This window comes from Paracoccus sp. (in: a-proteobacteria) (assembly GCF_032007265.1).
Lineage (GTDB): Bacteria > Pseudomonadota > Alphaproteobacteria > Rhodobacterales > Rhodobacteraceae > Paracoccus.
In genome coordinates this window covers 20,321-45,780 of sequence record NZ_DALZMB010000005.1, presented here as the reverse complement: position 1 = coordinate 45,780, position 25,460 = coordinate 20,321, and the positions used below count along the sequence as shown (strand labels likewise).

The 25,460-nt window shown below is 59.0% G+C and carries 22 protein-coding genes; 12 read left to right on the top strand and 10 right to left on the bottom strand.

What is annotated here, in order from left to right:
• The first annotated feature begins 3 nt into the window (after positions 1–3).
• From flgH to RTS12_RS02330, 3 genes are all read left to right on the top strand, one after another.
• Complete coding sequence (gene flgH / locus RTS12_RS02340; RefSeq protein WP_312525102.1) at positions 4–756, top strand: flagellar basal body L-ring protein FlgH; 753 nt, start codon at positions 4–6, stop codon at positions 754–756.
• Between the two features lie 9 nt (positions 757–765).
• Positions 766–1,269 carry a hypothetical protein gene (locus RTS12_RS02335; protein WP_312525101.1) on the top strand — a complete coding sequence of 168 codons (504 nt, stop codon included), beginning with the start codon at positions 766–768 and terminating at the stop codon, positions 1,267–1,269.
• A gap of 78 nt (positions 1,270–1,347) precedes the next feature.
• The gene (locus RTS12_RS02330) at positions 1,348–2,277 is read left to right on the top strand and encodes a glycosyltransferase (protein ID WP_312525100.1); all 930 of its coding nucleotides are present in this window, start codon (positions 1,348–1,350) and stop codon (positions 2,275–2,277) included.
• 9 nt (positions 2,278–2,286) lie between these two features.
• Here RTS12_RS02330 and rfbA read toward each other — a convergent pair whose 3' ends face one another.
• From rfbA to rfbC, 4 genes are read right to left on the bottom strand one after another with little or no spacing between them, the layout of a single operon-like run.
• Positions 2,287–3,174: a glucose-1-phosphate thymidylyltransferase RfbA gene (gene rfbA / locus RTS12_RS02325; RefSeq protein WP_312525099.1), complete on the bottom strand. Its 888-nt coding sequence runs from the start codon at positions 3,172–3,174 to the stop codon at positions 2,287–2,289.
• Positions 3,171–4,019, bottom strand: a complete 849-nt coding sequence (gene rfbD, locus RTS12_RS02320; RefSeq protein WP_312525098.1) for a dTDP-4-dehydrorhamnose reductase — start codon at positions 4,017–4,019, stop codon at positions 3,171–3,173. The genes rfbA and rfbD overlap by 4 nt, the downstream gene beginning before the upstream one ends.
• Positions 4,016–5,053: a dTDP-glucose 4,6-dehydratase gene (rfbB, locus tag RTS12_RS02315; RefSeq protein ID WP_312525097.1), complete on the bottom strand. Its 1,038-nt coding sequence runs from the start codon at positions 5,051–5,053 to the stop codon at positions 4,016–4,018. Before rfbB ends, rfbD begins: the two co-directional genes overlap by 4 nt.
• A complete protein-coding gene (gene rfbC, locus RTS12_RS02310) occupies positions 5,050–5,613 on the bottom strand; it encodes a dTDP-4-dehydrorhamnose 3,5-epimerase (RefSeq protein WP_312525096.1) in 564 nt (187 codons plus the stop codon). The genes rfbB and rfbC overlap by 4 nt, the downstream gene beginning before the upstream one ends.
• A gap of 188 nt (positions 5,614–5,801) precedes the next feature.
• On the opposite strand from rfbC, the gene RTS12_RS02305 reads away from it, so the two are divergent.
• Entirely contained in the window at positions 5,802–9,374 is a 3,573-nt protein-coding gene (locus tag RTS12_RS02305; protein WP_312525094.1) for a calcium-binding protein, read from the top strand.
• Here RTS12_RS02305 and RTS12_RS02300 read toward each other — a convergent pair.
• A complete protein-coding gene (locus RTS12_RS02300) occupies positions 9,371–10,264 on the bottom strand; it encodes an ABC transporter permease (protein WP_312525092.1) in 894 nt (297 codons plus the stop codon). The two genes, RTS12_RS02305 and RTS12_RS02300, sit on opposite strands and share 4 nt — an antisense overlap.
• Before the next feature lie 21 nt (positions 10,265–10,285).
• Here RTS12_RS02300 and RTS12_RS02295 point away from each other — a divergent pair, with 21 nt between their 5' ends.
• Both RTS12_RS02295 and RTS12_RS02290 read left to right on the top strand, forming a co-directional pair.
• Positions 10,286–11,890: a capsule biosynthesis protein gene (locus RTS12_RS02295; protein WP_312525090.1), complete on the top strand. Its 1,605-nt coding sequence runs from the start codon at positions 10,286–10,288 to the stop codon at positions 11,888–11,890.
• Positions 11,891–11,892: 2 nt separating this feature from the next.
• Complete coding sequence (locus RTS12_RS02290; protein WP_312525087.1) at positions 11,893–12,651, top strand: ABC transporter ATP-binding protein; 759 nt, start codon at positions 11,893–11,895, stop codon at positions 12,649–12,651.
• A 13-nt stretch (positions 12,652–12,664) separates the two neighbouring features.
• Here the strand turns inward: RTS12_RS02290 and RTS12_RS02285 are convergent, their stop codons facing one another.
• On the bottom strand, positions 12,665–14,050 hold the full coding sequence (locus tag RTS12_RS02285) for a phosphomannomutase (protein WP_312525085.1): 1,386 nt from the start codon (positions 14,048–14,050) through the stop codon (positions 12,665–12,667).
• Positions 14,051–14,194: 144 nt separating this feature from the next.
• Between RTS12_RS02285 and RTS12_RS02280 the strand changes: the two genes are divergently transcribed.
• Genes RTS12_RS02280 through RTS12_RS02270 form a run of 3 tightly spaced genes read left to right on the top strand, consistent with a single transcriptional unit; the run spans position 14,195 to position 16,034 of the window.
• Positions 14,195–14,596: a ketosteroid isomerase-related protein gene (locus RTS12_RS02280; RefSeq protein WP_312525083.1), complete on the top strand. Its 402-nt coding sequence runs from the start codon at positions 14,195–14,197 to the stop codon at positions 14,594–14,596.
• Positions 14,593–15,174 carry a GNAT family N-acetyltransferase gene (locus RTS12_RS02275; RefSeq protein WP_312525081.1) on the top strand — a complete coding sequence of 194 codons (582 nt, stop codon included), beginning with the start codon at positions 14,593–14,595 and terminating at the stop codon, positions 15,172–15,174. Before RTS12_RS02280 ends, RTS12_RS02275 begins: the two co-directional genes overlap by 4 nt.
• Positions 15,171–16,034 carry a carbon-nitrogen hydrolase family protein gene (locus RTS12_RS02270; RefSeq protein WP_312525079.1) on the top strand — a complete coding sequence of 288 codons (864 nt, stop codon included), beginning with the start codon at positions 15,171–15,173 and terminating at the stop codon, positions 16,032–16,034. Before RTS12_RS02275 ends, RTS12_RS02270 begins: the two co-directional genes overlap by 4 nt.
• Positions 16,035–16,130: 96 nt before the next feature.
• Here RTS12_RS02270 and RTS12_RS02265 read toward each other — a convergent pair whose 3' ends face one another.
• A complete protein-coding gene (locus tag RTS12_RS02265) occupies positions 16,131–17,582 on the bottom strand; it encodes a 2-isopropylmalate synthase (RefSeq protein ID WP_312525077.1) in 1,452 nt (483 codons plus the stop codon).
• 126 nt (positions 17,583–17,708) lie between these two features.
• Between RTS12_RS02265 and RTS12_RS02260 the strand changes: the two genes are divergently transcribed.
• Positions 17,709–19,379, top strand: a complete 1,671-nt coding sequence (locus tag RTS12_RS02260; protein ID WP_312525075.1) for an NAD+ synthase — start codon at positions 17,709–17,711, stop codon at positions 19,377–19,379.
• A gap of 67 nt (positions 19,380–19,446) precedes the next feature.
• Here RTS12_RS02260 and pncB read toward each other — a convergent pair whose 3' ends face one another.
• The gene (pncB, locus tag RTS12_RS02255; RefSeq protein WP_312525073.1) at positions 19,447–20,757 is read right to left on the bottom strand and encodes a nicotinate phosphoribosyltransferase; all 1,311 of its coding nucleotides are present in this window, start codon (positions 20,755–20,757) and stop codon (positions 19,447–19,449) included.
• On the bottom strand, positions 20,754–21,350 hold the full coding sequence (gene pncA / locus RTS12_RS02250; RefSeq protein WP_312525071.1) for a bifunctional nicotinamidase/pyrazinamidase: 597 nt from the start codon (positions 21,348–21,350) through the stop codon (positions 20,754–20,756). The genes pncB and pncA overlap by 4 nt, the downstream gene beginning before the upstream one ends.
• A gap of 121 nt (positions 21,351–21,471) precedes the next feature.
• Between pncA and RTS12_RS02245 the strand changes: the two genes are divergently transcribed.
• Both RTS12_RS02245 and RTS12_RS02240 read left to right on the top strand, forming a co-directional pair.
• Entirely contained in the window at positions 21,472–22,356 is an 885-nt protein-coding gene (locus tag RTS12_RS02245) for a rhodanese-related sulfurtransferase (protein ID WP_312525069.1), read from the top strand.
• A gap of 423 nt (positions 22,357–22,779) precedes the next feature.
• Positions 22,780–22,977, top strand: a complete 198-nt coding sequence (locus tag RTS12_RS02240; RefSeq protein ID WP_312525067.1) for a hypothetical protein — start codon at positions 22,780–22,782, stop codon at positions 22,975–22,977.
• Positions 22,978–23,068: 91 nt separating this feature from the next.
• On the opposite strand, the gene RTS12_RS02235 is transcribed toward RTS12_RS02240, so the two are convergent.
• Positions 23,069–25,351 carry an NADP-dependent malic enzyme gene (locus RTS12_RS02235; protein ID WP_312525066.1) on the bottom strand — a complete coding sequence of 761 codons (2,283 nt, stop codon included), beginning with the start codon at positions 25,349–25,351 and terminating at the stop codon, positions 23,069–23,071.
• Between the last annotated feature and the right edge of the window lie 109 nt (positions 25,352–25,460).

The following is a 25,460-nucleotide window of genomic DNA, read 5'->3' as shown; positions in this document are numbered from 1 at the left end:
AAAATGAAGCGAGCACTTCCCTTGTTGTTCATGGCCGCTTGCCTTTGCAACGTAAGCCTGACGGCCTGTGCACGGTTTGGCCAAGTCGGAAAGGCCCCTGAATTAAGCGACACGATGGGCGGCGCTGAATTTCAGGCAATGTCGGCGGGGGCCTATGCTTTGCCTGATCAACCCGCCGAAATGACCGCCCTTGTGTCTCGTGCGTCGCTTTGGTCGACCGCGCCTTCGTCGCTGGTCGGTGATCGTCGGGCCAGTCAGATCGGCGATATTTTGACGGTTGCGATCGAAATCGATGACAAGGCCGAATTTCAAAACAGCTCGGGTCAGACACGCGCCGCCAGTGAAAGGGTTAATATTCCCAGCCTGATGGGGCTACCGCAGCGGTTGGGCAGCATCCTTCCGGATGGGGCAAGCATGGATGAGCTGGCAGATGTGAAATCAAGCTCGAGCTACAAAGGCAGCGGAAATATCTCGCGTCGCGAAAAACTGGCGCTGCGTGTTGCGGCAACCGTCATCGACAAGCTGCCTAACGGGGTGCTGCGCATTCAGGGAACCCAAGAGGTGCGCGTGAACAACGAGGTGCGCGAATTGACGGTCAGTGGCTTCGTGAGACCATCCGATATCGGGCGGCGCAATGAAATCGCCTATGACCGTATTGCCGGGGCTCGAATTTCATATGGCGGGCGGGGAAATATCAGCCAGGTGCAGCAGCCGCGTCTGGGTCAGCAAATTGCCGATATTATCCTGCCTTATTGAGGTCGACCGATGATGCGCAAACTTTTATTCGTCTTGATCTGCATTTTGGCCCTTTTGGGTGGCTCGGTCGCCGGTGATCTCTTTCGCGGCAAGCCCCCTATTGAGGCAGGCGCAGAAGCCGAGGCATCCAAGACCACAGAACACGGTCAGGATACCGGATCAGATGCCTCCTCGCAGGGAAGCGAGGTCGAGGTGACCTATTTCCGCTTCCCCAATCAGTTCTTTATTCCGATCATGCAAAATGGCGATACTTTCGCCACGATGATCCTGACGCTGTCCTTGGAAATTCCCAGCGCCGCGTCAGAAAAGACCTTTGCGCGCGAGCATAAATTACGCGATGCACTTTTGCGGGCCTTGATGATTCATGCCAATACGGGTGGCTTCAGCGGCAATTACACCTCGGACGTCCAGATGGAGGCCTTGCGGGCCGCGCTGTTGAAAGCCGCCAAGGATGTTGCAGATGTCGAAGTCTCTGCCATTCTGGTCGAGGATATCGCACGGCAGATGCAATGACGGCAGCCATATTGCAACAGGCTGGCAGCCCGCGCGCGAAACCATTAGCTTGCTGGAAAGCTGATGAAGGACTGTGGTTTGCCGCCTCCAATTACAATCGCCCTCGCCACCTATAACGGCGCGGCCTTTCTGGCGACCCAGCTGGCCAGTATCGCGTCTCAAACCTATCCTCACTGGCGGCTGCTGATTTCGGATGATGGCTCAAGTGATGCGACGATGCAGATCGCATCAGATTTTCTGGCGTCATTTCCAAAAGATCGTGGGCAGATCATTCCTGGCCCTCGCGCCGGGTCAACCCGCAACTTTCTGCATCTGACTCGACAGGTCAGCGACGGCTGGCTGGCTTACTGCGATCAAGATGACAAATGGCTTCCCGACAAGCTAGAGCGAGCAGCCGCCTTTTTGACCGAACAATCCGGGCCAGCCATCTATGCCGCGCGGACGACAATCTGCGATGCGGATCTGAATATTCTTGCTCCGGCCCCTGCCTTCACGCGGCCGCTGACTTTCACCAATGCACTGATCCAGGCCTGCCTTCCCGGCAATACGATCGTCGCCAATCAAGCGGCGCTGCGCCTGTTGCAACAAGGTGCGCCCGCAGCCGAGGCGGCGGGGATCGTATCGCATGATTGGTGGGCCTATCAGCTGCTGTCGGGCGCCGGGGCCGCGATCATGCGCGACCGTGCGCAGGTATTGCTTTATCGGCAGCATCCCGAAAATCTGATGGGAAGAAATGACACGGCACGTGCAAAGGCCGCGCGTGTGTCTCAGCTGTTTGACGGGACATTCTCCGCTTGGCTGGACGCGAACCAAGCAGCGCTTGAGCCGGTTGCGGATCTGCTTACCGCCGAAAACCGCAAACTTTTGGTCGATTTCAAGAACGCGCGCCACAAGCCCGGCCTGATGACGGCGGCTGCATTGTGGCGGCGCGGCTTTTATCGTCAAAGCCGTGCCGGGACCTGCGCGATTATGGCGGCAGCAGCGACGGGCCGTTTGTCCAGCCGCTGACGCGCGGCTTTAAGGCAGAAGCTTCGCCAGATAGGCACCATATTCATTCTTGGCATATTTCTGGGCCAAGGCGCGCAATGCATCGGCGTCGATCCAGCCGTTGTTAAAGGCGATCTCTTCGGGGCAGCCGGTCTGCAGGCCCTGACGCTGTTCCAGCGTGCGCACGAAATTTCCCGCATCCAGCAGGCTGGCATGGGTTCCCGTATCCAGCCAGGCATAGCCGCGCCCCATCCGCTCGACCGTCAGGGCACCTTCATGCAGATATGTTTCAAGCAATGTGGTGATTTCCAGCTCGCCCCGCGCCGATGGCTGTACCGCGCGGGCGCGGGCCGGGGCCGTTTCATCCAGGAAATACAGCCCGGTCACCGCATAGTCTGACGGTGGAATTGCGGGCTTTTCGATGATGGCATTCACCTGACCTTCGCCATCAAAAGCCACAACGCCGTAACGCTCGGGGTCGGCGACGCGATAGCCAAAAACCGTCCCCCCCTGCTGGCGCGCATCCGCCGAGGCAAGCAGCGTCTGCAGCCCCTGACCAAAAAAGATGTTATCGCCCAGAACCATAGCCGAGGGCGCACCCGCCAGAAAATCCTCGGCCAGGATATAGGCCTGTGCCAGACCATCTGGCGAGGGCTGAATGATCCATTCGAAATGGATGCCCCACTGAGTGCCATCGCCAAGCAAGCGCTGAAACTGTGCCTGATCTTCGGGGGTCGTGATCACCGCAATCTGGCGGATTCCGGCCAACATCATTACCGAAATTGGGTAATAAATCATAGGCTTGTCGTATATGGGCAGCAATTGCTTGGAGACGCCCATCGTGATCGGATAAAGCCTTGTGCCTGAGCCGCCGGCCAAAATGATGCCCTTACGCGCCAGTTTTGCAGTCTCGGTCATGTTTTCAGCTCCGTCAAAACCGCGCGCAATCCGGCCTTCCAGTCGGGGCGCGAAATGCCAAAATTCTGGGCGATCGCGCGGCAATCAAGGCGCGAATTCGCCGGGCGGCGCGCGGGCGTGGGATAATCAGAGGTCGCGATATCGGTGATGTGGCAGGCAAGGCCCGCCTGCGCCATAATCTCGCGCGCAAAATCGGCCCAGCTGGTATCTGGCATCCCCGAGAAATGGTAAACGCCACGCTTGGCCGGGTCGGCCGTCATGGCTTGCATCATCTCAAGACAGGCGGCGGCAATATCGCGCGCGGGCGTTGGGCCACCATGCTGATCGGCGACGACGCGCAGCTCATCGCGCTCGGCCCCAAGCCGCAGCATGGTTTTGACAAAATTCGCACCATGAGCCGAGAAAACCCAAGAGGTCCGCAGCACCGCCCATTGCCCGCCCTGCGCAGCAATCGCCTGCTCGCCGGCCAGCTTGCTGGCACCATAGACACCCAAGGGACCGGTCGCATCATCCTCGCGCCAGGGCCGATCCCCCGAGCCGTCAAAGACATAATCGGTCGAGATGTGCAGGAACGGAATGTTCAGATCACGCGCCGCGCCTGCCATTGCAGCAGGGGCGCGCGCATTGACCAGATCCGCAATCTTGGCCTCGCTTTCGGCGCGATCGACCGCCGTATAGGCAGCGGCATTGATAACCCCATGCGCGTCAAAGGCACGAATGGCCGCCGCGCAGGCATCAGGATCCGTCAGATCGGCCTGCGTGCGGTCCAGAAACACAGCGTCCGGGGCAAGACGCGCCAGCTCGGTCGCGACCTGACCGCTTTGGCCAAAAACAAGAATGCTCATGCTTTGCCCAGTCTTTCGCCGACACCCTGACGATCCAGCAGCGGGCGCCACCAATCCTCATTGTCCAGATACCATTCGACCGTGCGTGCCAGACCTTCCTGAACCGTGACCGAGGGGCGCCAGCCCAGCTCATCGCGGATGCGGGTCGGATCGATCGCATAGCGACGATCATGGCCGGGACGGTCGGTGACAAAGCGGATCAGCCGATCATGAGGGGCATGTTCGGGGCGCAGGCGATCCATCTGGGCGCAGATCATGCGGACCAGATCAATGTTTTTCGCCTCATTCTCGCCGCCGATATTGTAGCTGCGCCCGATCTGGCCCTTTTCCAGCGCCAAAAGCAGCGCATCGGCATGGTCCTCGACGTAAAGCCAGTCGCGGACATTGCCTCCATCGCCGTAAACGGGAATTTCCTCACCCCTCAGGGCGCGCAAAATCACCACGGGCACCAGCTTTTCTGGAAAGTGGCAGGGGCCGTAATTGTTCGAACAATTGGTCAGAACGACCGGCAGGCCATAGGTCTCGTGCCAGGCACGCACCAGATGATCCGAGGCCGCCTTGGATGCCGAATAGGGGCTGCGCGGATCATAGGGCGTGGTTTCGGTAAACTGGCCATCTTCGCCCAACGAGCCGAAAACCTCGTCGGTCGAGATATGATGGAAACGAAACCCATCGGGGCGGCCCTGCGCGATCCAATAGCTGCGCGCGGCCTCCAGCATATTATAGGTGCCGGTGATATTGGTCTCGATAAAGGCGCCCGGCCCATCGATCGAGCGATCGACATGGCTTTCCGCCGCCAGATGCATCACCGCATCGGGGCGATGCTGGGCAAGGATACGATCGAGCGCGGGGCGGTCACGAATATCGGCCTGCTCAAAAGCGTAAAGCGGGCTTTGCGCGACCGAGGCCACGTTTTCCAGATTGGCGGCATAGGTCAAAGCGTCAAGATTGACGACCTGATGACCGCGGGCAACCGCAAGACGAACGACCGCAGAGCCGATGAAACCGGCACCACCCGTAACCAAAATCTTCATGCTGCAGGCTCATAGGTAAAAGGACTGTCGAATTCGGCCAGCGCCGGGGCGGCGGCATCTTTGGCCGACAGGATCGGGGAGGAATGAATAGGCCAATCGATTCCCACGCTGTTCCAGCTGACCGCGCCGTCACATTCGGGGGCGTAATAATCGCTACATTTATAAGCGATTTCCGTATCCGCCTCGAGCGTCACAAAGCCATGCAAAAAGCCCGCAGGGATCCACAACTGGCGGCCGTTTTCAAAGGACAGCTCCTCGCCCAACCACTGGCCATAAGTCGGGCTGCCCTTGCGGATATCGACCGCGACATCAAAAAGCCTGCCGCGGGCGCAGCGCACCAACTTGCCCTGCGCATGAGGAGGGGACTGAAAATGTAAACCGCGCAATGTATTGATTGCGTTAGAAAAAGAATGATTATCCTGCACGAATTCGGGCAGATGAACCCCCGCCTCGGCCAGCGTTTTGCGGTTCCAGCTTTCCGAAAAAAAGCCGCGCGCATCGCCGTGGCGCTTGGGCGTCAGGATCAGCACATCGGGAAGTCTGGTCGTCTCAATCATCATTCGAACACTCGCTTAAAGGACCATCATGCGTTCTCTGCCATGGCAAAGCAAACTTTGAAAAACAAGCTGATGCGCGGTTAATCAACAACATCATTTGGTCCTAGATGCGAGGTGTATTTTAAGCCCATCTGGCTAGCGTCACCACTGCGCTTTTCGGGGTTTAAATCAGGACTTCACGACATCTGGCCATGGAATATCGTCATATCACCACCTATTTCGCCAATCCGGCGGTGTTTACGCAAAATATCACCGATATGGCCGTCGTCACCGAAGGCTCTGGCGTCTGGCTTTATACGGCGACCCATCTGGGCGGTGGCCTTGCGGCCTATCGCTTAAGCGGGGCCAATCAGCCGATCACCTATTTGGGCGGGGCCGCTTATGGGCCTGCGGTGGGGTATCTGGATCTGCCCCGGATCGAACTGCTGAGTTTGGGCTCGGATCTGGTGCTTGCCGGTACGGGGGTGATGCAAAACGGTGGGTTTAACTATCGCCTGAACAGCAGCGGCGCCTTTGGGACAAGTTTCACCACCTCTGGCCCAGAGGGACTGGGCAAAAACGTGATCCTTCTGGGCCAGTTTCGGATCGATGCTCAGGACTTTCTTTACACGGTCAACAACAATCAGCTGGGCTATTCGATCTGGCAACTCGACCCCACAGGCCGGATTCAGCTGGCCTCTCAGGCCGAACTGCCCTTTTCGGGCGCCCCACCCCATGCCGAAGTGAATGAAATTGTCGCCGTTTCTGTGGGCTCAAAGAAGTTCCTGGTCGGGGTTTCATCGCTGGCCAATGCGATTTCCATCCAAGAGATGACGGCGGATGGCATTGGCGGGCCCGTGCGGGTGATGACGGGGGAAAATGGTCTCGGGCTGACCCAACCCAACCATATTCAGGCGGTCTCGGTCGCGGGTGTCAGCTATATCGTGGTCGGCTCTGCGATCAGTTCGTCCCTCACCGTGATGCGTGTGACCGCGAGCGGAGAGCTATTGCCCAGCGATCACGTGATCGATGAGCTGACCACGCGCTTTGCAGGTGTTACGGCGCTTGCCTCTTTGATGATGGATGGACGGGCCTTTATTTTCGCAGGCGGACGTGACAGCGGCATCACGGTTTTCACCCTGATGCCAGATGGCCAGCTGATCCACCTGCTGACACTTGCCGATCGTGACGGCTGGTCGCTGGATAAGGTCACGGCGATCAAGGCCGTTGCGGTTGATGGAAAGATTGCGGTTTTCGTGACCTCATCGACGGAAGCGGGGATCACCCAGTTCAGCTTCGACCCAGGCATCATCGGCCGAACCCAGACCACAGCTGCGGGCAGTCAAGCCGGTACGGATGGCAATGACCTGCTGAAAGCAGGGTCGGATACGACGGCGCTTTTGGGGGGCAAGGGCAATGACATTCTGGTCAGCGGCGCCAATCCCATTTCGCTGTCCGGCGGTGATGGCAGCGATGTCTTCGTTCTTAGTGCGGTTACGGGGCGCATTACGATCACCAATTTCGAGGCGGGCCTTGATCGGCTGGACCTAAGCAATCTGGGCATGATCCGCTCGACCATGCAGTTGACGATGTCCCCCCAGGCCTGGGGGATGCGGGTCCAGTTTGGCGCCACGACGATTGACATATATTCGCGCGACGGCAACCGCCTAGATCTGTCTTGGTTTACCAACGCCATGTTTCCCCATGCCCATTACCCGCCACCGGCCTCGGGTAACGCGCAATATGGTTCATCCTGGAACGACACATTGACGGTCAGCACCGGGATCTGGCGGCTTTTTGGCATGGGTGGAAATGATCTGCTGATGGGGGCGGATCTGGCGGATTACCTGAATGGTGGCGCTGGTAATGACACGCTGATGGGCGGGGCGGGTAACGACACGTTGGATGGTGGCGACGACAACGACTTGCTGCGCGGCCACGATGGCAATGACCTGCTGTTGGGCGGCGCCGGACATGACACGCTATACGGCGGTCAAGGGCGCGACGATCTGGACGGCGGGGACGGCAATGACCTGCTTTACGGTGATGAAGATGACGACACATTGTTTGGCGGGCTGGGCAATGACACGCTTTACGGCGGCGAAGGGCATGACGAATTAACCGGCTTCGACGGCCATGACCTGATTTATGGCGGGGCTGGCAACGATCTGATTTATGGCAACCGCGACAATGACACGCTGTTTGGCGGCGAGGGCAATGACACGCTTTATGGCGGCTTTGGCAATGACAGCGTCTATGGCGAAGATGGTGATGACCAGCTTTACGGGGGGCCGGGGAATGACCTGCTGCATGGCCACGCTGGCAACGACACCCTGATTGGCGATGAAGGTGACGACACGCTTTATGGGGGCGCTGGACAGGATTTGCTGAACGGCAACATCGGCAATGATGTGCTTTCAGGCGACGACGGCAATGACACCCTTTACGGCGGCGAGGGAAACGATTGGCTGTCGGGAGGGGGCGGCAATGACTGGATGCACGGAAACGGACAGAACGACACGCTATTTGGCAATGATGGCAATGACACCCTCTACGGCGGCTACGGCAACGATAGCTTAGACGGGGGAAATGGGGATGACCGCCTGTTTGGCGATGCCGATCAAGATACTCTCTACGGGGGCGCCGGGCAGGACTGGCTTTCCGGGGGCGACGGCAACGATCGTCTGCTGGGTCAAGCGGGCCATGACACCCTGTACGGCGGTGAGGGCAACGATTGGCTAGATGGCGGCGCAGGCAATGACTGGCTTTACGGCGACGCAGGCAATGACACCCTTTATGGCGGAGATGGCGACGACTTTCTTCATGGCAATGGTCAAAACGACTGGCTTTATGGCGATGCGGGCAATGACACCCTCTACGGTGGCTATGGCAATGATGTTTTGCGGGGCGGCAGCGGCAACGACCGGCTTTTCGGTGATCAGGATCACGACACGCTTTATGGCGGCGACGGCAATGACCTTCTCGATGGAGGTGAGGGCAATGACCAGCTGTTCGGAGAGGGTGGAAATGACACGCTCTATGGTGGCGCCGGGAATGACTATCTCAGCGGTGGCGCGGGCCATGACTGGCTGCACGGCAATGGCCACAATGACACGCTATTTGGCGATGACGGCAATGACACGCTTTATGGCGGCTACGGCAACGACGTTTTGCGGGGCGGCAGCGGCAATGACCGGCTTTTCGGTGATCAGGATAACGACACGCTTTACGGAGGTTTGGGCGAAGACCTTCTCTATGGCGGCGAGGGTCACGACCAACTTTATGGCAATGAGGACAATGACACCTTATTTGGTGCAGGGGGCAATGACTATCTGGATGGTGGTCTCGGCAATGATCACCTGCATGGCGAGGATGGCCATGATACGCTGCACGGCGGGCCCGGCAATGACCTGCTAAGTGGGGGGGTCGGAAATGACTGGCTGTTTGGCGGCGACGGAAATGACAGACTTTCGGGCGGTCCCGGCTCTGATCGCCTAAGCGGTGGCGCCGGAAAAGATGTATTCCTTTTCGACAATCGCAATAGCTTTGATCGCTCCACAGATGTCATTACCGATTTCGCCATACGTCAGGACGTATTGGATATGCGCGGCTTGGGCCTTCGCTATATCGGCACCGCCGCTTTCTCATCCTCAGGCCAGATCCGCGCTGAATATCGCAGCGATATGGTGGTGCTTAGCGTGGACCTGGATGGCGATCGCAAGGCCGATCTGACCATTCAACTGAACGGGCTATCTCAGTTCCTGTCCTCCGACCTGTTGCTTTAGCCCTCTAACAGGTCGCGATATTTACGGATCAGCAACAGCAGCCCGAAAAAGATCAAAACGATTGAGATGCCCAATACATAGCCCATGCTAAGATAGGCCCCCTCATAGGTCGGATAAAATCCGTGCCGCATCATGCCGATGCAATGGATCAGCGGATTGTACCACAGCACATCCTGCGCGGCCGAGGGCAGCATGTCATAGGTGAAAAACAAGCCCGAGATCAGGAAAAGCGGCCGGGTCAGGATGCTCCAGGCGCGCTCCCAGATCGGGAAGGCCATGAACAGATAACAATTGAGCGTTCCCACCCCCAATCCAAGCAGCGTCGTCATGATCAGCGCGGATGCCACCGCGCCGATATCGACATCGACCGGAAGCTGAAAGATCACAAAGATCCCGGTCATGACAATGGCGATGATGCTGCAATGGGTCAGCACATTCAGCAGGGCGCGCGCCACCATCGCATCCAGAAATGTGACCCCCGGATAGGCCATGAAGGGGCGCGAGAACCGGATCGAGGTCGCGACTTTATTGCCCATTTCGTTGAACATCACAAAAGGCAGAAAGCCTGTCGCGTAAAACAACGGAAAGTTGGTGCCCAGACCCGGACTGTTCAGAGAAAGCGAAAAAATGACCGATAACAGGCCGATGCCCAAAACCGGCTCGAGTACCGCCCAAAGATATCCGCCTGCGGATTTGCCATAGGTCGTCGCCATTTCGCGCAGCATCAAAGCAGTCACGATCCGCGCCATCAAAAAGCGGGGTCGCGGTGTGCGATGCGCGCGCAGATATGTCTTTTGCGGCTGGTCATCGAAAGCAGGAATGACAGCGACCTCCATCGAGGGGTTGGACTTGACCAATGGGTGAATGTAACAACTATAGGAGGAAGGCAACTTATCGAAAGCCCCTTTTACGTGTCCCAACAGACTGATCCCTTGCGCGCACAGCCATCTTCGGCAGCGAATTCACCGCAAACCGCAGGCCAGAACGCAGGAGCAGCCAATTCAGGGCATGCTGCGGCTGCTGGCGCGGGTCAGCCCGCACCGCAAGCCCCGGCGGCGGGGACCGTGATTGCATCTGTTCCCAACCCCGCAGCGGCGGCACAGCCCAAGCCCTCGGATACCGCGGCAGCGCCCGCCCCCGCCAATACGGCACCCCAACCTGCGCCCGCGCCTTCCGGCGCAACAAAACCGCAAGCCGAACCGCAACCCGCGCCGGCAGGTGGTGGCGAACCACGCCCTCATCCGCCCCGGACGCTGCCCCAGGACGCCCCGCCCCGGCCTGCCCCACCTCAACCTTTGCAGGTTCGGCCCGCACCGCCGCCACCCGCTGCGCCCCCCCGGCCAAATCAGGCCGTTGGCCATCCCGCGCCGCAACCCGTGCGCCAGCCCGTGCAACCAGCCCAGCCACAAAAACGTCACTGGGTGCTTTTGCTGACATTCGTGCTGATCGTGATCGTGCCGACAGTGTTGACCGCGGCCTATCTGTGGACCCGCGCCTCGGATCAATATGTATCGACCACCGGATTTTCGGTGCGCAAAGAGGATAACAAGGCCTCGTCGATTGACCTTTTGGGCGGCTTGGCAGCCTTGGGCGGGGGAACGGTCGGGGCTTCGGATACTGATATTCTTTATCAATATATCCGCAGCCACGACATGGTCGAAACCGTCGATCAGAAGCTTGACATCCGAAAGATGTTTTCGCGCGATTGGCCTTATGACTTTGTTTTCGCTTATAATCCCAAGGGCACGATCGAGGATCTGACCGACTACTGGCAGCGTCAGGTGCAGGTTTACTACGACAATTCTACCGGGCTGATCACGCTGAATGTCAGCGCCTTCGCCCCCGAAGATGCCCAACTTATCGCCCAGAGCATTCTGGAAGCCAGCGACCACAAGATCAACGAGCTATCGGCGATCGCACGCAATGATGCCATGCGCCTCTCCACGCAAGAGCTGGAAAAGACCCGCGTTGCCTTGATCGCGGCACGTCAGGATATGACCGCTTTCCGCATGCGCACGCAAATTGTTGATCCACAGGCAGATCTGGCCGGTCAAATGGGCGTTCTGGGCGGTTTGCAGGCCCGCCTGGCCGAGCAGATGATCCAGCACGATCTGCTAAGCGAAAACGCCAAGCCGACCGATAACCGTGTGATTCAATCCCAGCAGAAACTGGATGCGCTGAACAATCTGATCGCCAAAGAGCGCGCGAAATTCGGTGCCGAAGGGCAAGGCCCGAACGGCGAAAGCTATGCGCAGATGGTGTCGGAATACGAAAAACTGGCCGTTGATCGCGAATTTGCAGAAGGCGCCTATCGCTCGGCCCGGATTGGCTATGAGACCGCGCTGGTCGAGGCGCAGCGACAGTCGCGCTATCTTGCGACCCATATCTCGCCGCGCATTGCCGAAGCCTCGATCGAGCCCAATCGCTGGCGGCTTTTGGCACTGGCCGCTGGCGTCTTGCTGATCAGCTGGTCGATCATGACCTTGGTTTATTACAGTATTCGCGACCGCAAATAGCGATGATCCGTCTCGAGGAACTGACCAAGATTTTTCGCCGCCAAGGGGTGCAGCATGTGGTTGCCGACCGCATCAATGCGGTGTTTCCCTCGGGGGTGTCGGTTGCGCTGCTGGGGCGCAATGGCGCAGGCAAATCGACCCTGCTCAGCATCATCGCGGGCACGATCTCTCCGACCTATGGTCGCGTGGTGTCCAGTGGCACGATTTCCTGGCCCGTCGGCTTTGCCGGCAGCTTTCACGGCGATCTGACGGGCGCGCAAAACGTGCGCTTTGTCGCGCGTATCTATGGCGTCGACAGCGACGAACTGGTCGATTATGTCGGCGATTTCGCTGAGCTGGGAATGCATTTTCACCGTCCCTTCAGCACCTATTCCGCAGGTATGCGATCACGGCTGGCGATGGGGACCAGTATGGGGATCAAGTTTGATACCTATCTGGTGGACGAGGTCACCTCGGTCGGGGATGCCGCCTTTCGCGCCAAATCTCAGCGGGTATTCTCGGATCGGATGAGCAAATCCGGGGCCATCGTCGTGACCCATTCCATGGCTATGGTGCGGGAAATGTGCACGATGGGCGCGGTTTTGGACCGTGGGCGCCTAAGGTTTTTCGAAAACCTGAATGAGGCGATTGCCTTGCATGAGGCGATCATGCGCGCCCCTCCTGGCAGTTATATCGACGAAGACGCCCCGGTGGTGGTACCCGCACAAATACCGGCACAGGCGCCCAAGCCACCGGCGGCGCTGGCGCAGCCCAAAGGCTAGCCAGCCCCGGGGCTTAGTCGGCCAATAGCAGCTCTTCGATGTCGCGCCGCCGCGCCTTGACCAGGGCCGCATCGCCTTGGGATTCCACATTGAGCCGCACCACCGGCTCTGTGTTCGAACGCCGCAGATTGAAGCGCCAATTGGCAAACTCCAGGCTGATCCCGTCGGTATCATCCCGTCCTAAAGCCTGCGGCTCGTATTGTGCCAGCACGCGGGCAATGGCGCGGTCGGGGTCTTGAAGACGGAAGTTGATCTCACCCGATGAAGGAAAGGCCCGCATCCGTTCCGACAGCATCTGCGACAACGACATGCCACGCCGCGACAAAAGTTCGACCACCAAAAGCCAAGGGATCATGCCGCTATCCGCGAAATGGAAGTCGCGGAAATAGTGATGAGCAGACATTTCCCCGCCATAGATCGCGCCTTGCTCGCGCATGGCTTTCTTAAGGAAGGCATGCCCCGTGCGTGCCTGCACCGCCTGCCCGCCCGAGGCCGCAACCACATCGCGTGTATTCAACACAACCCGCGGATCATGCACGATTTTCTCACCGGGGTGCTTTTCCAGAAATGCCGCTGCCAAAAGGCCCACGATATATTCTCCGGCAATAAAGCGGCCATTTTCGTCAAAAAAGAAGCAACGGTCAAAATCACCATCCCAGGCCAGACCCAGATCTGCACCATGTTGGCGGACCGCATCGGCAGTCATGGGCTGGTTTTCCTCAAGCAATGGATTGGGGATACCGTTGGGAAAGGCCGCATCGGGATCATGATTGATGCGGATGAACTCGAGCGGCGCCCCGCGCGAGGCTAGCTCGGCCGCAATCACATCAAAGGTCGGCCCCGCCGTACCATTGCCCGCATTCACCAGGATTTTCATCGGGCGCAAAACTCCGACATCGACGAAATCAACGACCGCTTTGGCATAGACCGCGCGGGCCTGATCAAAGGGCGTGACCACGCCGACATGCTCGGCCTCGACAAAGCCGCCCTTGCAGGCCAAGGCCGCCAGCTCTTTGAATTCGGTGTCCGGGTCCAAAGGCGCAGCGCCTGGGCCAACCAGTTTCATGCCGTTGTAATCAATGGGATTATGCGAGGCGGTAACCTCGATCCCACCATCTGCGCCAAAATGCGCCGTGGCGAAATACATCTCTTCGGTGCCAGCAAGGCCAAGATCGCGCACATCCGCTCCCCCCTCGGTCAGGCCAAGGATCAGCGCTCGCGCCAGAATGGGCGAGGATTCGCGGCTGTCGCGGCCCACCACCACGGTTTTCGCCCCACGGCCCTGCGCAAAAGCGCGGCCGATGCGATAGGCTACATCCTCATCCAGCTCGATCCCCAACCGTCCGCGCACGTCATAGGCTTTGAAACAGGTGATGTCGCGTGGGCCGAGGTTGGTCATAGCTGTCTCCGATTGATGCCCTTTTGACTTAACGGCCAAATGCCACAAAATCCACCGCGATCGCGTCACGGCCTTAGACCTAAGGATGGAGGTGACGCCCGCGCGTGGAAGGGTTAAATCAGGCTAAACCGACAGGAGCCCACCATGGATACCAAAGCCCTCATCATCGCTTACTATGATGCGTTCAATGCCGGCCGCACAGATGACATGCTGGCCATGCTGCATGATGATATCGAGCATCATGTGAACGAAGGCGGCATCCGTCGCGGCAAAGAGCTATTTGCGGAATTCAACCGCCATATGACGGACAGCTATCAGGAAAATCTCACCGATATGGTGATTTTCGTCAATGAAGCCGGTGATCGCGCCGCCGCTGAATTCATCGTCAATGGCACATATCTGAAAACCGACGAAGGCCTTCCCGAGGCCAATGGCCAAACCTATCGCCTGCCCGCAGGTACGTTCTTCACGATCCGTGACGGCAAAATCTCGCGGGTGACGACCTATTACAACCTCTCGCACTGGACCGAGCAGGTCGTCGGATGATCACCACCCGGGTCCTGACCGGAGACGCTGTCGAGGCCGTGCTGGATGATCTGGCACGGCTGCGCATCGCCGTCTTTCGGGACTGGCCCTATCTTTATGATGGCGATCTGGATTACGAGCGCGACTATCTGCGCGCCTATCAATCACCCGGCGCGGTGGTGGTCGCGGCCTATGACGACGCGCGCATGATCGGCGCGGCGACGGGCGCCCCGATGGAGGATCACGCCCAGGATTTCGCCGCCGCCTTCGCCAACCGGCCCGAACCCTTGGACCAGATCTTTTACTGCGCGGAATCGGTCTTGCTGGGGCAATATCGCGGACAGGGGCTGGGCCATGCCTTTTTCGACGGCCGAGAGGCACAGGCTCGCGCCCTGGGCCGCAAATACAGCGCCTTTTGCAGCGTGATGCGCCCGACAGACCACCCGGCCCGACCCGCAGACTATCGCCCGCTCGACGGCTTTTGGCACAAGCGCGGCTATTCCCCCCTGCCCGGCGTCATCGCCAGTTTCGAATGGAAAGACATCGGCGCGGATCGATCCTCGGCCAAACCCTTGCAATTTTGGATGAAATCGCTGTGAGAAACGTCAAGATCGCAACCGCTGCCTATGATTTCGATTGGTTCGATTCACCCGAGCAATACACACGCAAAATCACGGATTGGGTCGAAAAGGCAGCAGATTGCGACCTGCTCGTCTTCCCCGAATATGGCGCGATGGAGCTTGCCTCACTTGGCGGCCCCGCCATCGCCGCCGATCTCGAGGCCAGCCTTCACGAGGTGGCGCGCCATGAGGCGATGCGCGATCAATTGCATTGCGAGCTGGCCAAACGTCACGGCGTTTACATCCTCGCAGCCTCTGGGCCGGTCTTTCTGGATCAGCGTCCCTATAACCGTGCCGTGCTCTTCGGGCCGGAAGGCCGAATTGGCCATCAAGACAAGCAGATCATGACCCGGTTCGAACGCGAGGACTGGGATGTGATCGCCAACCCCGGCTTACGGATCTTCGACACGAAACTGGGCCAACTTGGTATCTTGATCTGCTATGACAGTGAATTCCCTCTGCTTGGCAGAACCCTTGCCGAGGCGGGGGTCGAAATCATCCTCGTCCCGTCTTGCACCGATACGATCGCAGGCTTCAATCGTGTCAAGATCGGCGCCATGGCCCGCGCGCTCGAGGCGCAATGCGTCGTTGTGCAATCACCAACCGTCGGAGATGTCGATTGGAACCCCGCCATCGATGAAAACCGAGGGGCTGCCGCGATTTACGCCCCCTCTGACGGGCTCTGGCCTGAAAGCGGCATCGTCGCCGAGGGCACACTCAACCAGCCCGGTTGGGTCAAAGCCGAGGTCGACCTGAGCAAGGTTCAGGAAAGCCGCAGTGACGGACGGGTCTTGCCCTTTGCCCATTGGCCCGAAAGCGCTGCCATTCGTTTGCTGTAAAAGCGCCATGACAGCCGCGCCTTTCTCCGGAATAAAAATACCCCCAGCGGCCATGCAGCTAGGGGTATTTTTATTCCGGAGAAAGGCAGAGGACGCTTAGTTCGTTGAAGGCTCGGCAGGCAACTCTGCCTCGGGCGGGGCGACCGCATCTGGTGCATCGGGCTCTGTCGGCTTGGCAAGACGATTGTCCTCCCACTCGCCGGCAGCAACCTGACCCGTGACGTAGCGCATCACGCCAGTTCCCTGACGCTTGCCTGCTGCAAAGCTGCCGGTATAGGTGTCGCCGTTTTTATAGGTCGCAGCCCCTTCGCCGTCGATTTCCCCCTGTTTCCAGCCGCCTTCATAGCGGAAGCCATCGGGGGTAATCAGGCGGCCTTTGCCTTCGCGCAGGCCATTGACGAAGCTGCCGTCATAGGTTGTTCCATCGGCATAGGTGGCCTGGCCCTCACCGCTGCGCTGGCCCTCGTGCCAGGCACCGTTGTAGACATAGCCACCTGGATAGACCATGCGGCCCTGTCCTTCGTTGCGGGCGTTTTTGAAGCCCCCTTCATAGACAAGGCCATTGGCATATTTTGCCACGCCTTGTCCCTCGATCACGCCCTCGGCCCAGTCGCCTTCATAGGTCGCGCCGTCAGGGTAGGTGATCTTGCCGCGGCCGTCGGGCAGGTCGTTTTTCAACGCCCCATCATAGGATGAACCATCGGGATAGGTGATATGGCCCATGCCCTCCATGCGGCCTTCGACCCAGTCACCTTCGTAAAGATAGCCGTCCGTGCCCGTGAACACGCCCCGGCCATCGCGCTTATCGTCATGAAAGGTGCCTTCGTAACGATCGCCGTTTTCATAGGTGGCAACGCCTTGGCCTTCGCGTTTGCCATTCGCCATCCGGCCCGTATAGGTATCGCCCGAGGCTTGGACCAACTTTCCCTCGCCGCTCATCTGACCTGCGGCCCAGCCGCCATCATAGCTTAGCCCATCGGGCATGGTCAGCTTGCCGCGGCCGGCGCGCTGGTTGGCCAGCATGTCCCCCTCGTAGATGGCACCGTCGGGATAGGTGATTTTGCCCCGCCCCTCTTTGACGCCATTTTTCCAATCACCCTCATAGCGATAGCCATTGGGCTGGGTCAGCACACCTTTGCCGTGATGAAGCGCATCCAGAAAACCGCCGGTAAAGACCGAGCCATTGGCATAATGGGCAACGCCCTGCCCGGTAATTTCACCGTCTTTCCAGTCGCCCTCATAAGTCCCGCCATCGGCATAGGTGATCTTGCCCTTGCCGCTGGGCTTCCCCTTGGCGAAGCTGCCCTCGTAGACCGAGCCATTGGGGAAAGTGGCCTTGCCCTGGCCCAGGATCTCGCCCTCGACCCAGTCGCCGCTATAGGCATAGCCATTGGGCAGCTTGTAGCTGCCGCGACCATGCTGACGGCCGTTGCGGAATGTCCCCTCGTAGACGCCACCGTCATCATATTGCTTGGTGATGACAGTATCGGCCCCGGCAATGCCAGCGCCTGCCAGAAAAATCGCCGTGGCGGCAATCACTGCCTTCATCACCTTGCCTCCGGTATGCCTGCTTTTTAGACGGGTTTAGCCTATGCAGGCGCAGGGCGCAAAGGCCGACTTTTCCTTTCGCGCGACCTCGCCTATCAACAGAAGCAGCAAGGCAGGGAGAGCGCGATGGCCAATCGTTTCCGTATCACACTGGGGCAGCTCAATCCGACCGTGGGCGATCTGGCGGGCAACAGTGCCAAAGCACGCGCCGCCTGGATCGAGGCCAAGGCGGCGGGGGCTGATCTATTGGCTTTGCCCGAGATGTTCATCACCGGCTATCAGACCCAGGATCTGGTCCTTAAACACGCCTTTACCGCAGATGCGATTGCCGCGATCGAGCTTTTGGCGCGCGAATGCGCGGATGGGCCAGCGATTGGCATTGGCGGCCCGTGGCGCGAAGGCGACAAGCTGTACAATGCCTATTGGGTCTTGCAGGGCGGGGCCGTTGTGGCGCGGGTGTTAAAGCATGACCTGCCCCATAAGCAGCTGTTTGACGAATTGCGCCTGTTTGATTCCGGGCCGGTGTCCGGGCCGTATCGGATCGGGCCTGTGCGCATCGGCAGCCCGATCTGCGAAGACAGCTGGTGGCCCGAGGTCACAGAAACGCTGGTCGAGACCGGGGCCGAGATCTTGCTGATCCCCAATGGCAGCCCCTATCACCGCAACAAGCTTGATCTGCGCATGAACCATATCGTGGCGCGGGTGCTGGAATCGGGCCTGTCTGCGGTCTATGTCAATTCAGTCGGCGGGCAGGATGATCAGCTGTATGACGGTGCCAGCTTCGTGCTGAACCCCGGCCCGACGGGCGGCGTGGAAAAAGTCGTGCAGCTTGTGCCCTTCGATGAAGTCCTTGCGCATGTCGACTTTGTGCAGACCCCAAATGGCTGGCGCGCCGAGGCCGGGCAGATGGATGTCCAGCCCGATGAATGGGAACAAGATTACCGGGCGATGACCGAGGGCCTGCGCGACTATATGCGCAAATCTGGCTTTAAAACGGCGCTTTTGGGGATGTCTGGCGGCATCGATTCGGCGTTGGTTGCGACCATTGCCGCCGATGCGATCGGCCCTGAAAACCTGCGCTGCATCATGCTGCCAAGCGAATATACCTCGGCCGAAAGCCTTGAGGATGCCAGCGATTGTGCCAACCGGCTGGGCGTGCGTATTGACAGCGTGCGCATTGATGGCGCGCGTGACGCGGTCGGCGATGCCTTGGCCCATTTGATGGTGGGCACTCAGCCCGACACGACCGAGGAAAACATCCAATCCCGTCTGCGCGGCGTCATGCTTATGGCGATCTCGAACAAGTTCGGGGGGCTGTTGCTGACCACCGGCAATAAATCCGAGGTCGCAGTCGGCTACTGCACGATTTATGGCGATATGGCGGGCGGCTATAACCCGATCAAAGACCTGTATAAGACGCGGGTTTTTGAAACCTGCCGCTGGCGCAATGCCAATCACCGCGACTGGATGCTGGGCAAACCGGGCGAGGTGATCACCCCGCGCATCATCTCGAAGCCCCCCTCGGCCGAGCTGCGTCCCGATCAGAAGGATCAGGACAGCCTGCCCCCCTATGAGGTCCTTGACGCCATTCTGGAGGGCTTGGTCGAGGATGATCTATCCGTCAAGGAACTGGTCGCCAAAGGCCACCCGGCCGAGGTCGTTCTCAAGGTGCAAGCGCTGCTTTTTGGCAGTGAGTGGAAGCGCTATCAGGCCGCGCCTGGGCCGCGCATCACGCGCAAGGCCTTTTGGTTGGATCGGCGTTATCCGCTGGTCAACCGCTGGCGCGACAAAGCCTAAGGCAAGGGATCGGCGCCAAGAAAATGGCCGGGTGCAACCTGCCCCGGCCTTTTCCTATTGCGTCAGATCAAACCTCGACCTTGATGCTTTTCTGGGCACCGATTTCAAAGACTTGCTTATAGCGCGCAATCTGTTCGGCGGGTCCGGTCGCCTTTTCCGGGTTGTCCGACAGTTTCACCGTCGGATGCCCGTCGGCTGCGACCGCCTTGCAAACCAATGAGAAAGGCGCAAGCCCATCGCCCGGCACCAGCCCGCGGAAATCATTGGTCAAAAGCGTACCCCAGCCAAAGCTGACTTTGACGCGGCCGTGGAAGCGCTCGAACAGCTGGCGGATCTTGTCGACATCAAGCCCGTCGGAAAAGATGATCAGCTTTTCGCGCGGATCCTCGCCCCGGCTTTTCCACCATGCGATTGCCGTCTCGGCGCCCTCGGCAGGATCGCCCGAATCGATGCGGATACCTGTCCAGCGCGCCAGCCAATCTGGCGCATGTTCCAGAAAATGCTTGGTGCCATAGGTATCGGGCAAGATGATGCGCAGCATGCCGTCATGCTCTTCATGCCAATCGGCCATCACCTTATAGGGCGCCTGCCGCAGCTCGTCGTCGTTTTGGGCCAAGGCCGCATAGACCATCGGCAATTCATGGGCATTGGTGCCAATCGCCTCGATATCCCGGCGCATGGCGATCAGACAGTTCGAGGTGCCGATAAAGCGCTCGTCGCCCAAGCCCTCGACCATCGCCTGAACGCACCAGTCTTGCCACAAAAAGCTGTGGCGGCGGCGCGTGCCGAAATCGGCAATGCGCAGATCGGGGCCAAGCTTGCGCAACTCTTCGATCTTTTCCCAAAGACGGGCCATGGCGCGGGCGTAAAGCACCTGCAGCTCAAATCGCCCCATGTCCTTGAGAACCGCCCGCGAGCGCAGCTCCATGATGATCGCAAGCGCTGGGATCTCCCACAGCATCACTTCGGGCCATTTCCCCTCGAAATGCAGCTCGTACTGGCCATCGCGCTTTTCCAGCTGATAGGCAGGCAGGCGCAGATTTTCCAGAAACTCCATGAAATCGGGGCGAAACATCTGTCGCTTGCCGTAAAATGTATTGCCGCGCAGCCAGGTGCTTTCGCCACGTGTCAGGCTAAGGCCGCGCACATGGTCAAGCTGCTCGCGCAGCTCCCCCTCATCGATCAGATCAGCAAGGCGGATCCCTTTGCTGCGATTGATCAGGCTAAAGGTGACGTTGGTTTCCGGGCGATTGCGGAAAACAGACTGACACATCAGCAACTTGTAAAAGTCGGTATCGATTAGCGAGCGCACAATCGGATCGATTTTCCATTTGTGATTATAAACGCGCGTCGCGATATCGACGGTCGGAATCATCATGCCAGTATTACTCCTGCCGCAATCATACCGCTGCGGGCCTGTTCAAGTGAGCCATTCAGGTCAATCGCCCGGCAGGCGGATTCCAGAACACGTGCCTGAAACCCAAGTTTTGCGGCGTCGATCGCCGACCATGCCACGCAAAAATCATGGGCCAGCCCGACAAAGGACAGATCAGTCAGGTCGCGGTCGCGCAGATAGCCGGCAAGGCCGGTCTGCGTCTGGTGGTCATTTTCAAAAAATGCCGAATAGCTGTCGATCCCGGCGCGAAAGCCTTTGCGCAACACCAGATCGGCTGTGCCAAGATCCAGCCCGGCGTGAAAATCCGCGCCAGTCGATCCGATCACGCAATGGCGCGGCCACAGCACCTGTGGTCCGTAATCCATCTCGATTACCGAAAAGGGCGCGGCATTGGGGTGATTATCGGCAAAGCTGGTGTGATCGGCGGGGTGCCAATCCTGCGTCAGGATCACCGCATCATAATCCGCCATCATCGCGTTGATCGGCGCAATGATCTGGTCACCGCCCGCAACCGCAAGGGCACCGCCCGGGCAGAAATCGACCTGCATATCGATAACGATCAAAGCTTTGGACATCCGGCCCCCCAACCAATTCAGGCCATTAGGTTTGCGGTTTTTGTCCGGGGCTGCAAGCAATTTGCTGCGAGTGCATCCAAGTTTACTTGATCCTTGGCCAAAGTTAAGGCAAGCGGCAGCAATGTTTACCGTCGCCGCATTATATCACTTCACCCGATTCCCTGATCCGGCCGCCTTGCAAGCGCCCTTGCTGGCCCTATGCGAGGCAGGCGGCATCAAGGGCACGCTTTTGCTTGCGCGCGAAGGCATCAACGGAACCATCGCTGGTCCGCGTGCAGGTATTGACGCCGTGCTGGCCCATATCCGTACCCTGCCCGGCTGCGCCGCTTTCGAATGGAAAGAAAGCCCGGCCGCCGAGATGCCCTTTGCCCGCATGAAGGTGCGCCTCAAGCGGGAAATCGTGACCATGGGCCAGCCGGATGTGGACCCGACCGCCTCGGTCGGCCATTACGTCGAGGCCAAGGATTGGAATGCGCTGATTTCGGCACCCGATGTGGCCGTAATCGACACGCGCAATGATTACGAGGTCGAAATCGGCACGTTTGACGGTGCCGTCGATCCCGGCACCAAAAGCTTTCGCGACTTTCCCGCGTGGTGGCAAGAGAACGCCCATCGCTTTCACAACAAGCGCATCGCCATGTTCTGCACCGGCGGCATCCGCTGCGAGAAATCAACGAACTTCCTTTTGTCTCAGGGCATTCCCGAGGTCTATCACCTCAAGGGCGGCATTCTGAAATACCTAGAGGATGTGCCGCAGGATGACAGCAAATGGCAGGGCGAGTGTTTTGTCTTTGACAAACGCGTCAGCCTTGGCCACGGGCTGGTTCAGGGGGATTATCAGCTGTGTCATGCCTGCCGCCGCCCGCTTTCGGCCGAGGACAAGCTGCGCCCCGAGTTCGAGGAAGGCGTCTGCTGTCATCGCTGCGCGCAGGAATATAGCGATGCTGACCGCATGCGTTTCCGCGAACGCCAGCGCCAGATCGAAAGCGGCGAGCTGGAACTTTAGGCCATAGCCCGCCCCTGCTGAGCATAAGGCGCCCTTTCGGGGGCGCTTTTTTCATGCCGCGATTGGACCGGTTGCCCCATGACGCGCGCAGCAGTGATTCGCGGACAGATCCGGTTCAAGAAAGCATATAGATTCCATCAGGTTATGACTTGGCCAAGAAAGTTTTTTGGTCGGGCTAACAAGCATTTCTGTCGTCTTTTCACCCCAATTCGCGGCTTTCCCGCAAGCCACCGAATTCAAAAGATTTTTCCTCTATCCGATAATTTCCCTTGGTCTTGAATGCCAAAGCAAACTACTTAAGTATTTGTTTTTATTATATTTTTCATTGACCTTCGCAGCCTTGGCCCACATATCTGCCGCAACACAGCCAGCCAGCGGATGCCAGCAAGCTGTTGATCGAAACCAGCCAGACAGGACATCCCGATGAGCCACGCAATTTGCAATTCTTGCGCATTCTACGAAGACCACGCCGCCAATTCGCCGATCCAGCTTTCGGATGCAGGTCTGTGCCGCGTCAACCCGCCCGTCGCCCCGGCAGAGGTTGATGGCCGTGGCCTCTGGCCGATCGTTCAGAAGAACGACTGGTGCGGCAAGTTCACGACGATGATTGCCGCCGAATAATCCGGCATTTCGCGATTTCGCGTCTTGTTCATGAAAAAGGCAGCCCTTGGGCTGCCTTTTGTCCATTTCGGAATGGGCGACGCGCCTGGCGTTAGCGGACCTGTCCCAGACGGCCCGCCGCAATCGCGGCCATGTTCAAAATGTCATTCACCGTCGACGAGGTCGAGCAAATCTGGATCGGCTCTGGCACGCCCGTCAGGATCGGTCCAACGACGGTTGCCCCTGCCATCTCTTGCAGCAGCTTGACCGAGATCGAGGCCGAGTGGCGCGCGGGCACCACCAGAACGTTAGCCGGGCCAGACAGCCGCGAGAACGGATATTTCGCGGCCTGATTCATGTTCAGCGCGACATCGACCGTCATTTCGCCTTCATATTCGAAATCAACCTTGCGCGTGTCCAGAACCTCGGTCGCCTTGGCCATTTTCACGGCACGCTCGCTGATCGGATAGCCAAAGTTCGAGAAGGACAAAAAGGCCACGCGCGGATCCAGCCCCAGACCGCGTGCCACATGGGCGCCGCGGGTCGCAATATCGGCCAGATCCTCGGCCTCGGGCCATTCATGCACCAGCGTATCGCCCATCAAGATGATACGGCCATTGTGCAAAACAGCGGTGATCCCGACCGCGCCATCCTCGGGATTGACGTCAAAGACCTTGCGGATCTGTGCCAGAACATGCGCGTTTTTGCGCGTCGCACCCGTCACCAGACCATCACCATGCCCATGCGCAAGCATCAGCGAGGCAAAGACATGACGGTCACGATTGGCCAGCTTGTTGGTGTCTTCCCGGTCAAAGCCTTTGCGCTGCAGGCGGGCGTAAAGCGTGTCGTGATACTGATCAAGATGGCGCGAATTCGAGGCATTCACCACGGTCAATTCGCGCGCGGCATCGCCCAGACCCACCGTCTCTAGCTTTTCCCGGACATCGGCATCGCGACCAACGACGATGGATTGCCCCATGCCGCCACGCTGCCAAGCCACGGCCGCGCGCAAAACCCGCAGATCGTCACCCTCGGCAAAGATCATCCGCGCCTGCGCCTGACGCGCGCGCGCATGAATGCCCTGCAAGACCGCAGCCGTCGGGTCCATACGGGCCTTCAGCGTTTGGACATAGCGCTCCATGTCGATGATCGGGCGGCGGGCGACGCCGGTTTCCATGCCCGCCTGCGCAACCGCAGGAGGAATGACATGGATCAGACGCGGATCGAAGGGCGTCGGGATGATATAGTCGCGGCCAAATTGCAGCTTGCGGCCATAGGCCACGGCCACCTCATCTGGCACATCCTCGCGCGCAAGCTCGGCCAGAGCACGGGCGCAGGCGATTTTCATCTCATCATTGATCGCGCGGGCATGAATATCCAGCGCACCGCGGAAAAGATAAGGGAAACCAAGGACGTTGTTGACCTGATTGGGATAGTCCGAGCGCCCGGTTGCCACGATCGCATCGGGGCGGACCGCATGGGCATCCTCGGGGGTGATTTCCGGATCGGGGTTCGCCATTGCGAAAATCACAGGATTATCGGCCATGGATTTGACCATATCCTGCGTCACCGCACCCTTGGCAGAAACCCCCAGGAACACATCTGCCCCACGCATCGCCTCTTCGAGGGTACGGGCCTCGGTGACAGCGGCATGGGCCGACTTCCACTGGTTCATGCCCTCGGTGCGGCCTTGATAGATCACGCCTTTGGTGTCGCACATGATGCAGTTATTTTGCTGTGCGCCCATGGCCTTGACCAGCTCTAGGCAGGCGATCCCGGCTGCACCCGCCCCGTTCAGGACGATCTTCACATCCTCGATCTTCTTGCCCGACAGCTCTAGCGCGTTGATCAAACCTGCCGCGCAGATGACGGCCGTGCCGTGCTGATCGTCATGGAAAACCGGAATGTCGCAGATTTCCTTAAGGCGTTGCTCGATGATGAAACATTCGGGCGCCTTGATGTCTTCAAGGTTGATCCCGCCAAAGGTCGGCGACATCAGCTTGACGGCCTTGATGATTTCCTCGGGGTCTTCGGTATCCAGCTCGATGTCGATGGCATTCACATCGGCGAAGCGTTTAAACAGAACCGCCTTGCCCTCCATGACCGGCTTCGAGGCCAGCGCACCAAGATTGCCCAGACCCAGAATCGAGGTCCCGTTTGAGACAACGGCAACCATATTGCCTTTGACCGTATAGTCATATGCCAGCTCGGGATTGGCGGCGATTGCCTCGACCGGGACAGCCACACCGGGCGAATAAGCCAACGACAAATCACGCTGCGTCGCCATCGGTGTCGATGCGACGACATCAAATTTCCCCGGTCGCGGCTCCATGTGATAGGCCAGCGCCTCTTCTTTGGTGATGCGCGACTTATGCGGAGTATTGTCGTCGGTCATGGTGATCCTTCTCCTGCCACCCTCGGACAAATCTACACGAGGGCCCCAAAATACAGGTCAGCCATGCCGAAAAACGACGCAAGGGGATAGAGGGAAATCACCAAATAGT